Source organism: Granulosicoccus sp. 3-233, from assembly GCF_052681095.1.
In genome coordinates this window covers 415,150-426,992 of the sequence record NZ_JBQYLE010000004.1, presented here as the reverse complement: position 1 = coordinate 426,992, position 11,843 = coordinate 415,150, and the positions used below count along the sequence as shown (strand labels likewise).

At 59.7% G+C, this 11,843-nt stretch carries 12 protein-coding genes; 4 read left to right on the top strand and 8 right to left on the bottom strand.

Going from position 1 to position 11,843, the window contains the following annotated elements; translation table 11 throughout:
- Positions 1–276 precede the first annotated feature (276 nt).
- From ACUNV4_RS13790 to ACUNV4_RS13780, 3 genes are all read right to left on the bottom strand, one after another.
- The gene (locus tag ACUNV4_RS13790) at positions 277–981 is read right to left on the bottom strand and encodes an SDR family oxidoreductase (protein WP_430879146.1); all 705 of its coding nucleotides are present in this window, start codon (positions 979–981) and stop codon (positions 277–279) included.
- A gap of 126 nt (positions 982–1,107) precedes the next feature.
- Entirely contained in the window at positions 1,108–2,091 is a 984-nt protein-coding gene (locus ACUNV4_RS13785; RefSeq protein ID WP_430879145.1) for an SPL family radical SAM protein, read from the bottom strand.
- 7 nt (positions 2,092–2,098) lie between these two features.
- Positions 2,099–2,917, bottom strand: coding sequence for a 5'-methylthioadenosine/S-adenosylhomocysteine nucleosidase family protein (locus ACUNV4_RS13780; RefSeq protein WP_430879144.1), 819 nt, complete (start codon positions 2,915–2,917; stop codon positions 2,099–2,101).
- Positions 2,918–3,091: 174 nt separating this feature from the next.
- Between ACUNV4_RS13780 and ACUNV4_RS13775 the strand changes: the two genes are divergently transcribed.
- Genes ACUNV4_RS13775 through ACUNV4_RS13765 form a run of 3 tightly spaced genes read left to right on the top strand, consistent with a single transcriptional unit; the run spans position 3,092 to position 4,737 of the window.
- On the top strand, positions 3,092–3,412 hold the full coding sequence (locus tag ACUNV4_RS13775; protein ID WP_430879143.1) for a YbjQ family protein: 321 nt from the start codon (positions 3,092–3,094) through the stop codon (positions 3,410–3,412).
- Positions 3,405–3,881 carry a YbjQ family protein gene (locus tag ACUNV4_RS13770; protein ID WP_430879142.1) on the top strand — a complete coding sequence of 159 codons (477 nt, stop codon included), beginning with the start codon at positions 3,405–3,407 and terminating at the stop codon, positions 3,879–3,881. The genes ACUNV4_RS13775 and ACUNV4_RS13770 overlap by 8 nt, the downstream gene beginning before the upstream one ends.
- A complete protein-coding gene (locus tag ACUNV4_RS13765) occupies positions 3,871–4,737 on the top strand; it encodes a M48 family metalloprotease (protein WP_430879141.1) in 867 nt (288 codons plus the stop codon). Before ACUNV4_RS13770 ends, ACUNV4_RS13765 begins: the two co-directional genes overlap by 11 nt.
- Positions 4,738–4,762: 25 nt before the next feature.
- On the opposite strand, the gene nudC is transcribed toward ACUNV4_RS13765, so the two are convergent.
- The gene (gene nudC, locus ACUNV4_RS13760) at positions 4,763–5,725 is read right to left on the bottom strand and encodes an NAD(+) diphosphatase (protein ID WP_430879140.1); all 963 of its coding nucleotides are present in this window, start codon (positions 5,723–5,725) and stop codon (positions 4,763–4,765) included.
- 151 nt (positions 5,726–5,876) lie between these two features.
- Between nudC and ACUNV4_RS13755 the strand changes: the two genes are divergently transcribed.
- Positions 5,877–6,854 carry a MipA/OmpV family protein gene (locus ACUNV4_RS13755; RefSeq protein WP_430879139.1) on the top strand — a complete coding sequence of 326 codons (978 nt, stop codon included), beginning with the start codon at positions 5,877–5,879 and terminating at the stop codon, positions 6,852–6,854.
- A gap of 53 nt (positions 6,855–6,907) precedes the next feature.
- On the opposite strand, the gene ACUNV4_RS13750 is transcribed toward ACUNV4_RS13755, so the two are convergent.
- From ACUNV4_RS13750 to ACUNV4_RS13735, 4 genes are all read right to left on the bottom strand, one after another.
- On the bottom strand, positions 6,908–7,984 hold the full coding sequence (locus ACUNV4_RS13750; RefSeq protein ID WP_430879137.1) for an endonuclease/exonuclease/phosphatase family protein: 1,077 nt from the start codon (positions 7,982–7,984) through the stop codon (positions 6,908–6,910).
- Positions 7,985–8,039: 55 nt separating this feature from the next.
- Positions 8,040–9,299 (bottom strand): hypothetical protein, encoded by a 1,260-nt coding sequence (locus tag ACUNV4_RS13745; RefSeq protein ID WP_430879136.1) that lies wholly within the window; start codon positions 9,297–9,299, stop codon positions 8,040–8,042.
- A gap of 156 nt (positions 9,300–9,455) precedes the next feature.
- The gene (locus ACUNV4_RS13740; protein ID WP_430879135.1) at positions 9,456–9,863 is read right to left on the bottom strand and encodes a response regulator; all 408 of its coding nucleotides are present in this window, start codon (positions 9,861–9,863) and stop codon (positions 9,456–9,458) included.
- A 7-nt stretch (positions 9,864–9,870) separates the two neighbouring features.
- Positions 9,871–11,766, bottom strand: coding sequence for a CHASE domain-containing protein (locus tag ACUNV4_RS13735; protein WP_430879134.1), 1,896 nt, complete (start codon positions 11,764–11,766; stop codon positions 9,871–9,873).
- Between the last annotated feature and the right edge of the window lie 77 nt (positions 11,767–11,843).

Below are 11,843 nucleotides of genomic sequence, written 5' to 3'. Positions count from 1 at the left end.
GCCCAGTGAGCATTGGCAATCAGTGCTGTGCTCGGATGTTACAAGCTGACGTATACAGACAATTCTTTCAATGAATCGTTGGAAACATTCTTTGTCCGGACAGCTGGCGCAAGTCACAAAACTGGCCAAAGCCCCCATGAATACAGGGGTTTACGCTGGGGACGAGGTAGATTACAAGTAAGTAGCCTCGGCCTCAAGTTCACACTGTTGAAACAATTGCAGGGTGTGAAACAGTTCAGCCTGACGGACTTGCAGATTGACGCACGCCCGGACAGATCAGCGTTTGCGCTTCTGTACCACGTGTTGACGGGGCTGTACGATGAGTTCGCTGACGACGGCGTGATCCGGTGAGCTCACCATGCTCAGCACGGCCCGTGCGACATCGTCATCGTGCAGTGCATGGGCTGCATCCGGGCCGGGTTCGAAATCGAGTTCGTCGAAGAACCCGGTACGCACCATACCGGGCTGGACAATGCCGACGTGACAATTGGCATTGGCCACTTCATGAGCCAGCGATTGTGCAACCCCGCGCAGGCCGAATTTCGCTGCACTATAGACACTGCCGTAACGAGCCCCCTGCAGCGCGCTGGTGGAGCCGACAAAGACAATGTTGCTGCGCTGCTTCCGGCGCAGTGTCGGCAGGCAGAGGCGTGCAATGCACAGCGGGCTGATGAGGTTGAAGGTGATGCTCTGCTGGATCTGTTGCGCCGAGAAATTCTCCAGAGAGCCGATGTCACCACGACCGGCATTGCAGATCAGACCCGTGATGTCGTGCTCCTTCAGCAGGGTCCCGAGCAGTGTCGCGGTGTGCTCCAGGTCGGACAGATCGATGCTGACATGGGTATCAGTGCTCAGCGGTGTGGTCGGTGCCGTTCTCGACAGAGAGAGGGTCCGGTAGCCTGCGTCACCCAGAGCCTCGCAGCAGGCACGTCCGATGCCGCGGCTGCCGCCGGTGACCAACAGGTAGCCCTTGTCATTCATGTGGTGCAGACTCGGTTTGATGGCAGGATGATGGTGATCTGCGGCGGCATTCCTGCGGTCGAGGCCATCGCTGTTTCATGCGGGTTCCCCTGTTCCGGCTGATCATCTGATAGAAGGTTCCGGTCATCAGCTGCAGGGAAAGAACTGGTCCTGTCGAACGGCCCTGTCGAGTCGTGACTGGCAGAAGCTGCGCATCCGGTTTTCAACCTCTTCCGGGTAAGTCATCATGCCCTCTCGTGCTTCGATGGGGGCGGCCAGCAGTCTTGCCTTGGGGTAGAGCCGCAGCAGCTTCTTGTGAAAACCCTTGGGCAAACGGAAAACACCCAGGCTGACCGAGTGCACAGCAGCAATGTCGAGTGAGGCGAAGACGGTATCGAACAGTTCGCCGTAGAGTGCCTCGAAGTTGTCGGCATACAGCAGCGGATCGAAGCGCAGCCCGATCTTCCAACCGTGAGCCTGCAAGCGTTGCAGAGCGTCGAGCCGCTTCGCCAGCGACGGCGTGCCGTGTTCTTCGGCGGCCACGATGGCCTGAGGGGAGAGACTGTAGGCGACCACGACATTGGGCAGGGCAGGACGGGCAAGCAGTGGCCGAATCTGTGTACTCTTGGTGCGCAGTTCCAGCCAGGCCTGCGGCAGGTGTTCGAAGTGGTCCAGGCAATCATCGACAAAACGTGTGACCGGGTCGAGTGCCAGTGAGTCGCAGTCATAGCCGGAAAAGAACCAGCTGTCGGTATCGTGCTGCGCGGCGGTCTCGCTGATGTCACGCATGAAGTCTTCACTGTTGACATAGACCACGTGATTGGCCGACTGATACATGCCCTGCAGAAAGCAGTAGCGGCAGTCGTACACGCAGTTGAGCATGTGCGAGAAATAGTAGTTGTGACGCCCACCGATATGGTAGCCCGGTGGGGTGGCATGCACGCGTCGACCGGCCTTGTAGGCGAGAATCAGGGCGGGGTTGGACTTCTGTCGTCGGAAATCCTGCGAGCGCGCGTTGAACACATCGCCATGCCGGTCGATGAGGATGTGCCGGGCGTTCGGGTAGCGCTGACAGATTCGCAGTGTGCGAGGATGCGATTGCACTTCCCGCTCGATGTAGACCGTATCCATGGCAGCTTCAGGCTTCGTAGTGCAAGGGTGCTGCCGTGACGGCGTCCTGCAGTTGGTTGCGGATGCCGCGGGCAGTGGACAGCTGTTGCAGCATCGCTGTGTCAGGAGTCTGACCGGTCAGACTCTGGTACTGTTGCAGCAGACGTCGCAGCTGATGGGCATCATTGACACTGTGACGAACAACCGCTGTGATGTCCTGGTGACATTGCTCGAGCGTGCTGTCTGCAGCGCCAGGCTGCAGGCTTGCACGATGCCAGTCGCTCAGTTGTTGTACGACGGGCAGGCAGGCCTGCATCAGACGGGTAGCCAGCGCCGGCGTGATGGCATCCAGTCCCTGCTCGGCATTGTCCGATACCACCTTCACGGCCTGTACCGCGTCAGTGGACAGATACGTGCAGGCTGCCGTCAGGATGCCTGCAGCTTCCATGTCGAAGAGCACACCACTGGTATAGGTGCTGACGGGTTTGTCGACGCTGTGCACGCTGGCTGTGGGCAGCTGCGCCACGTGTCGTTGCGGTGGCAGATGCGGATACCATTGCCTGCCGCTGGCAACGTCCAGCACGTGGTGAGCCAGATGCACCGATCCCACCTCGGCAGCGCTGCCGGCGATGCCGGCATTGATCACCGCCGAGATATCCGGACGTGTCTGCAACAGTGCGGCCGTGGCCGCCGCCGCATTGAGTTTGCCGATGCCGGTCTGCAGAAGCAGATAGTGCTCGCCGGCATACAGACGCATTCCGCGCAGCGCAACATGACGCAGCTTCAGTGCGTCGATGAAGACCCGGGATTCGGCTGGCAGGGCGGTGACAATGCAGACAAGACTCATCTTGTTAGTGTACTGGATCGCTGCGCCGGCTGACTGCTCACGGGCTTTTTTGCGGACCCCTGCGACCGCAGGCGCCGGCAAGGGAAACCGTTCGATCGTCCTGTGCGCTGGTGGAGCCGACCCTGACGTTCACTGGAGTAGACTGGCAACCGAGAAACAGACACAGGAAGCTACATGCTCGTATCCAATCTGGAATTTCTGCCGGGCCGCACGGTGATTCGGCATCTGGGGCTGGTGCAAGGCAGTTCCGTGCGCTCCAAGCACGTAGGGCGGGATATTGCTGCATCCCTGAAGAACATCTTCGGTGGGGAACTGCGTGGCTATACGGAGCTGCTGAGCGATTCGCGAGAGGAGGCAACCGAGCGGATGCTGGAACAGGCGCAGTCACTGGGTGCCAATGCCGTGCTCAACGTGCGCTACAGCACTTCCAGCATCGCCGCCGGGGCCGCCGAGATCTTCGTGTACGGCACGGCGGTGGAGCTGGAGATTGACTAGTCTGCTGCTTCAGGCAGGCAGCGTTGTCGCCTTGCTGGTGCTCGGCTATCTGTTCGGCCGCCTTGCGGAAAAACGACACTATCGCAGGATCATCGAGCAGGAATCGACGATGCAGTCCTTGCCGGTCGTCGCGTCCCGCTATCCTCCGGAGGACAGACACTATCATCAGCAACTGGTCAGCGGCAGCGTGGTCATTGCCTCGGATTATTTCAAGGCATTTCTGGCCGGCCTGATCAATATCTTCGGTGGTCAGGTCACACCCTTCGAATCGATGCTGGATCGGGCCCGCCGTGAGGCGGTTCTGCGGATGAAGCAGGAAGCATTGGACCTGGATGCCGCCTATGTCTTCAATATCAAGTTCGATACCACGCGCATTGCCACCGGCAAGGTCGGGGCCATGGAGGTGCTGGCCTATGGCACTGCCATGATTCCTGCGAAGGCGGCCATGGACAGATCACATGAGGTATGAGAATCGTCTGCCTCCGGAAGGTATCAACACCAGCCGGGTGCATCCGCTGCGTCAGTTCCTGCAGCTGGCTGTCGGGGCTGTAGTGCTGGTCGTGATATTGGTGATCGTGTTGCAGTACGCGGGGAGCTTTGCTGCCAGACGTATCCCGTTCAGCTATGAGCTGAGGGTCATGGAGAGACTGGACATCGAGCTGGGTGAGGCGCAGCGGCATCCGCAGATGACAGCCTATCTCAATGAGCTGGCGGCGCGGCTCAGCCGGCATCTGCCGCTGCCCGACGGCATGTCGGTCACGGTGCACTATGACAGTGAAGAGGTCTTCAATGCCTTTGCCACGGTGGGGGGCAATCTGCTGTTCTACCGTGGCTTGCTGTCACGGATGCCTGACGAGAACACCCTGGCCATGGTCATGGCGCATGAAATTTCCCATGTGTTGCATCGCGATCCGGTGGCAGCGGTTGGTGGGGGTATCGCCAGCACGATTGCACTTCTCGGGCTGACCGGCAATGCCGGCACCGGGGTGGCCGGGCAGCTCGTGAGCCAGGCAGGTATGCTCACCGGCGTACAGTTCACCCGGTCGATGGAAATTGCCGCCGATGACGCCGCTCTGGCTGCCGTCAACGCAATGTATGGTCATGTCAATGGCGCATCGACGCTGTTCGAACTGTTCAGCGCCAATCGCGGTCGCCAGTCCTCGACACGGCAGGCACGATGGCTGGAACGCTTCCTCAGCACGCACCCATTGGATGAGGACCGCATTCGGCGCATATCGCAGCATGTTCAGGAGCAGCAGTGGCGCAGCGAGGGTGAGCTGACACCACTTCCCGCGGATTTTCGGCGCTGGCTGGCGGTTGACTGATGCGAGGTTGACGATGCGATCCCGCTTACAGGGCTCCTTCGCGAATCCAGCGTTCGACCAGAAATCGTGCTATCGAATCCTTGCGGGGCAATTTGTAGTTGTCACCGTCATCACCCCAGCTGCCAAATCCGGCAAGCTGTGTCCGGGTAAACCACTGGGCATCGGCCAGCTCGACCGGGTCGATGCTGATGTCGGTGCTGGTCGCCGTTGCCTCGAAGCCCAGCATGATCGATCGTGGAAACGGCCAGGGCTGTGAAGCAACGTAATGCACGTCACCGACGTGAATCGAGGATTCTTCCAGCACTTCGCGGCGAACGGCGTTCTCCAGACTTTCACCCGGTTCGACAAACCCTGCCAGCGTCGAGAATACGCCTTCAGGCCAGGCAGGACTTCTGCCGAGCAGGCACTTGGGCTCACTGCCATCGGGTGGGCTGTAGCTCACCAGCATGATGACAGCCGGATCGGTGCGAGGAAAATCGACATGGCTGCAATCCTCATTGCTGCATTCACGTGTATGGCCGGCGTTGGCGGATACCAGCGGCCGACCGCAATTGACGCAGTATCGGGTAATGCCATTCCAGTACATGAGGCCTCTGGCATAGGCCAGCAGTGATCCGTCGGTGCCCGGCAGCGTGGGGCCGACCATGCGCAGGTCGGTGAACCTGCCTGGCTGCGGCGTGCCGTCGCGGGCGGTGCCCTGATGTCCCAGGCGGTCGCGTTGTTGCTCATCGAGAGAGGAGACATCCACCGCAAACAGGGGTTTGTTGTCCTGCAGGCCGAGAAAGATCGACTGACCGTCGGGCACGTCGTGATCATGAGGCAGAATGATCGCCTGTGGTGCACTATCCGCTGTCGGGTCGCTGACCAGAGACTGGCAATGCCACAGCGGCACCAGTTGTGCATCAGGCTGTTGTCGGAGAGCCTGAATCTTCAGCTCGTCTTTGCGCAGATGATCGGCACGGTCCAGCGTGCTTTGGGTATAGAACATGATGGTTTGTCTTGTGCGGTTGCTGCGCAGTATACGTCTCTGTCGAGTCAAGGTCCTGCCTTGTGCCGACCGTCGACATCGCAGAAGCAACCCTGGCATCGGGAATGCGATCGTGCCTGCCGGTGGGCGTTGCAGGAAGCGCTCCCGGGCCATGACGTTGCCGATCCTGATGCTGATGCTGTGCCTGGCAGGAGGTGGCGTGGCTCACGCCTCGGCAACGCCGCTCGATGGCGATGGCTCGCAGGCCACGATGTCCGATGCCGGGCACACGGCGGACGGCACGCCTGACCCCGTCGCGGCAGCGGATGCGATCCCGGAGACCGCCTCGACGGTGCAACGCCGACCGGTCTGGGAGTTCGGAATCGGTGGCGGGTATTTTTCCGGATTCGATTACCCGGCGTCCAGTGACAGCAATCGTCGTGGCATCGCCCTGCCGTTTTTCGTCTACCGGGGACCGCAGTGGCGGTTTGGCGGAGGTGGTATTCGCGCGGTCGCCATCGAACAGCCGCGGATCAAGCTTGACTTGTCCATGGGGGGCTCTCTGAATGCCAATTCCCAGGGCAACAGTGCCCGTGAAGGCATGCCGGATCTGGACTTCCTGTTCGAGATCGGGCCGCAACTGGAAGTGGGCCTGCTCGATCGGACCATGCCGTCAGGAGGGCGGGTACAGCTGCGTTTCAGCGCGGAATTGCGTGCGGTGATGTCGACGGATTTTCGCCGAATGGACGGGCGTGGCGTGGTGCTGGAGGCGGGCTTCGGTGTCAACTATCGCAACTTCAGGCAATCCGGCATCGATCTGTTGGCCGCTTTGCAGTCCACCTATGCCAGTGAGCGTCTGCAGGACTACTTCTATGAAGTGGCTCCCGTTCATGCCACCGAGGCACGACCGCGATTCGATGCGCAAGGGGGCTATCTGGAGTCAGGACTGTTCGCCGGTATCGGGCTGACACCACACCGGAATCTGCGTCTGTTCATGGGTGTCTTCTCCGGCTGGTTCGACGGTGCGCGCAATGAGGACAGTCCATTGTTCGAAACCGAGACATCCACCGGGTTTGCGGTGGGGCTGGTGTGGACCCTGAAGAAGAGCCGGCGCATGGTGGATGTGGTGGAGCTGGGCAGCAACAGTTAGCGAATCACGAACCTGGCAAGCAGATGTTGCCGGGATGCCCGTACCTCCGACGCTCAGCTCAGCGGCGTCTGGGCATTGCGCGCGACCCGGGTGTTCATGATGCTGTCGAGTCGCTCCCGGTCCACTTCTTCGTTCTCGACGGCGCTGTTCTGTTGCTGGCCGTCGGTGATGGCCAGTTCGACCAGCAGCGGAAAGTGATCTGAGCCGATATTACGCAGCCGCTGAATGTCCACGACCTTGAAGTGCTGGCTGACGAAGAAGTGATCGAGCGGCCAGCGCGCGTACCAGTGATCGGCGCTGAAGGTGTTGTACAGGCCGCGTCCGATGCGCAGATCGAGCAGGCCGCTGATCTGTCGAAACAGTCGGGTGGTGGCCGACCAGGCCACATCGTTCAGGTCACCAGCGACGATGAGCCGTTGATTCCTGTTGCTGATGGCCCTGGCCAGCATCAGCAGTTCGACATCGCGCTCGGTGGACTCGTCATTTTCACCCGGTGCCGGTGGCGCCGGGTGCACGACGTGTAGTTGCACCGTGGTTCCCGGGGCCACTTCCACGGTTGCTCTCATGGAGGGTTTGTCATCTTCCACCAGAAAATCGATGGCGGTGTTGCTCAGCGGCAGGCGGGAATACACATGCATGCCGTAGAGATTGTCGAGCGGGCAGGCAATGCGGTGGGGGTAGTCCTGCACCCCGTCCAGTTCGTCCTGCCACCACTGGTCGGATTCCAGGGTGATCACGATGTCAGGCTGGTGCTGGCGAATCAGAGACAGCAGCGGGCCGCTGTTGCGGTTGTGCATCAGCACATTGCTGCTGATCATGCGCAGGGTCGGGCAATTGCCATCGATCAGGGAATCGTATCGCTCGACTTCCTGGCGGTGCATTTCGGTATTGGGTGCAATCCAGTAGGCCTGATAGGCCAGAACGGCCAGCACGCACAGGGCCAGCAGCGACAGCCACAGGCTGTTGTCGGCAGCCAGGGTCAGCCAGAGCAGCAGCCAGACACAGGCCGCGATGGCAATCTGCAAGCGTGGGAAATCCAGTGCTCGGATCCACCAGTCGCGTCGAACAGAGAGCGGCAGGATCGTTGCCAGTACGAGCACCACGGCCAGTAGAGACAGAATGAGGGTCACTGTTAGTCAATCAGGTAAGGAGTTGCACGGGTATTCTACTGTGTCCACGAAAGTATCACAGCTCCTCGTCGACGAAGATCACATGCTGGAAATGAGTCTGCTCTTCGAAGCTGGCTCCCAGCGCACCGATCAACAGCCCGACCGAGGCGCAGAAGGTTGCCATCTTGCCGTAGCTGGCCGGACCGATGAGGGATCCGCCCGGCTGCTCCGAGCTGGCCCAGTGCTCGATCAGCTCGACCGGGAACAGCAGGGAATTGGCCAGCAGTGCCAGCACGAACATGAACAGCCAGGTCAGCGCCAGGCCGCTGAGAACGATGCCAATGGCCGAAATACGGGTCACGGCAATCTGCTCTCGATACGGATTGCCGCGACTGAGCAGCAGGTGTTGGCGAAAGCTGATGAAGACCGTGGTCAGCAGCAGTATCAGCACACTGATCAGGGCCATGGCGCCCCAGCTCTGTGTCAGTGCCAGATCCCAGCTCTCGGCGCTCATCAGCAGCAGAGCCACCGTGGATACTGCAGCTGTGGTCAGGCGACTGAGTCTGCGCGGAAATTGCCAGGGACGTGCCGCGATGATGGTTTCCAGTATCTGCTCGCGATTGATCAAACTGGCACGCAGCAGGAAGCGCCAGGGAGAGACCCTGCCCGGGGACGATTCTTCCAGCCGCAGATCGGCGATTTCGGTCAGGTTTTCCACCAGCTCCTGCTGCTCGTCGTCCGACAGTATCTGCATGCTTGCCAGGTCGGCAGGAGCGTTGGGTCGGTACAGCAGATGGTCCGGCTCCTTGCTGGATTTCAGGCCGCCCAGATGCGCAACGCTGCGCAGCAGCAATGTCGTGATGCGCTCCACGATCTCGTCTTCATCGGGCTGATCATGATCCGCGCCGGGGCCATCCTCATCGGGGATCAATCGTGCGGTCGAGACGATGGCTGCATCCAGCGGTCGGCTCAGCACGGCCAGGGCGAATGAGCGATAGTGAGCCAGCAGTTCCTTGTCGATCAGTACGATGGCGTAATCCCATCGATACAGGTCACGTTCCTCGGTGGCCTGGTGCAACAGTTCGGTGGATTCCAGGCGGCCGCCTTCCCCCATGTCACGCCGTCGACTGACTGAAATCCGCCAATCGAATCGTGGCAGCAGACTGCCGAGCCTTTGCCTGAAGCGCAGCTCCACGGCTTGCAGAATGCGTCGTTCGGAGAGGCTGAAGCGCCCAGCGACAATCAGCCCTATTTCCAGTGGCAGGCCCGGTCCACTCAGCTCGTCGGGGCTGGTGGCGGGCAGGGGGCGAGAATCGGGAACCGGCATCAGGCGCATGCAATGTGGTGTGTAGGGAGAAGGGTACACTCTGCGGTCGCCTTCTGAACATGCCGGGCTTCTGCCGGTAGGGTGCGAGCGGAGCGCCGCCCGGCCGAAGGCGATTTCCGGTTGTGGATTGATGTCTTGTCGAGGTCAAGTCAAATCAAATGCTGCTCAGCCATGACTGGCAACCGAGTCCGGAGTGTCATCTTCCAGCATGTCGAGCAGTACGGCCTGGGTGACGGGTTTGACGACATAGCCGCGTATGCGATAGGTCATCGCCTTGTCCTTGTCTTTCTGGCGTGTGGATGTGGACACCATGTAGACAGGAATCTGGGAGAGAATCTCGTCATCGCCCAGTTCGTCAAGCAGTTCGAAACCACCCATCCTCGGCATGTTGATATCCAGAATCATGACAAAGGGGGGCACCAGCGAACTGTCCTTGCCTTCGGGGCGCAGTATCTTCAGTGCCTCCTCGCCATTCTTGGCATGGATGATCGGGTAGTCCAGAGAGAGTTTTCTCATCATGCGCTGGACCATGAAGACATCAAGATCATTGTCTTCCACCAGCAGGAGCTTCATGTTTGATTCAGGCATGTTTTCGATTGGGCTCATCGATGGCCTGGCTACTCTGAACTGGCCATGTGAAAGTGAAGGTCGTGCCGGTCGGCGTGCCGGTCGGCGTGTCGGTTCCGGCGTTGTTGTCGGCAGCGCAGGACGAGCTGACGCTGATCCGTCCGCCCTGGCGCTCGATCGCGCGTTGCACGATCGACAGGCCGATGCCGCTGCTGTGGATATCGGTCACCGACTCCAGGGTCGTGAAGGGTTCGAATATGCGATCGTGGAAGCGAGGTTCTATGCCGGGGCCATTGTCGCTGATCGAGAACTGATAGAAGCCCCCCTTGCGGACCGAAGAGATGCAGACGGTTGCATTGTGCTTGTCAGGGTTGTATTTGAACGCATTCTGGATCAGGTTCGTGAACACCTGCTCCAATCGCGTCTTGTTGGTATCCAGTGCCGGAAAGGTGCCTACGAGCTTGACTTTCTCCGGCTTCAGATCCAGTTGCTTGATGATGTTGATCATCAGGTTTCTGGTGTCGACGATACTGGTCGGCAGTTCGGCTCCATCCTGTACGGAGTACTCGAGAATGCCTGAGATGAGACTCTGGCTTCGTGTAACCTGATCCTGCAGATTGTTCAGACAGGGTTGTATTTCGGCTCGGGGATCGTTACTGGCCAGATAGGAGTCCAGATCTTCTTCCAGAATCTGGGACAGGCTGTGAATGTTGCGCAACGGTGTCTTGAGATCGTGCGACACGATGTGGGCAAAGCTCTCCAGGTCATGGTTCTTCTCACTCAACTGCTGCGCCTGCGAAGACAGGCTGTTGGTCATTTCCTCTGCCAGTTCCAGTACATTGCGATTGGAGCGACTCATGAGCCAGAACAGCGCGAACAGCATGGCGTCCAGACAGAGCCCGCTGATCAGCACCATGATGGGCTGGTTGATGGCAGAGGCATTCTCGAAGAGCGGAGTGCTGCTGATGGTGTAGGTCCACAGTCTGCCGTAGGTCTCGATATTCTCTTCCAGCCTGAACGCCGGATCCTGTGACTGCGCGCTTTCGGTGCCAGCGTAGAGAATGTCATCCCCGTCTCGCAGTGACAGAGTAAGCAAGGGGTTTTCCTCGCCCAGTGCACCATTGATCAGTTCCGCGACAACCAGCGGTGAGTAGATCAGTCCACGAAAAGCCTTCTTACGGGCTTCGGGGTCGAAGGCATAGTGCCAGGGGTTTTCCTTTTCGTAGAAGGGTGCGTAGAACAGGAAGCCGGGTGTCTTGCCGGCATCCTGCACCAATGTGATGGGGCCGCTTACCTGGGGAATGCCGCTTGCACGAGCGTAGAGCGCGGCGGTTCTGCGGTTGGTCTCGAAAGCCACATCCAGCCCCAGGGCAGACCGATTCTTCTCTTCCGGTTCTATATAGGTGATTGGCAGGGACAGGTCATAGGCGTGTTCGGGAAAGATCCTGAAGTCGGGTGCCGACTGTCTGACCCTGGCCAGATAATCCGGCAAGTCAGCGGTTTCGACATAATGGATGACTCCGATGCCACTGATACCCGGATAACGCTCGTTCAGATTCAGGAATTCGCTGTAGCGCCGCCACTGCTCCCGCGACATCTCTCCGCCGTGTGATTGCATGGCGGCCACACCGGACAGCAGGGCATCTTCATAATGTCCGAGTCGCTCCCTGATCTGGACAATGGCGCGTTCTGCCTCGTGCTCGAAGCGAATCTGATCGCGCTTGATCAGAGCCGATTCGGAGGTCTGCCAGGCAAACACCGTGATGACCAGCGACAGGCACAGGATGAACCAATGGGTCCAGTGCAGGCGCGCATGCTGCCGCAGCCGGCTCTGCTGGGCCTTGAGCAGCTCCAGATCAATGGTGCGCCGCTGGCCGCTCTGTCGTGGCTCGATTGAGGGGATTCTCATGGGTACTGTATCGACAGCTCAGGGCAATGGCTGACCACGAGGGCGTAACATTTTCGAAATTGCCTACTGGGTGGTCG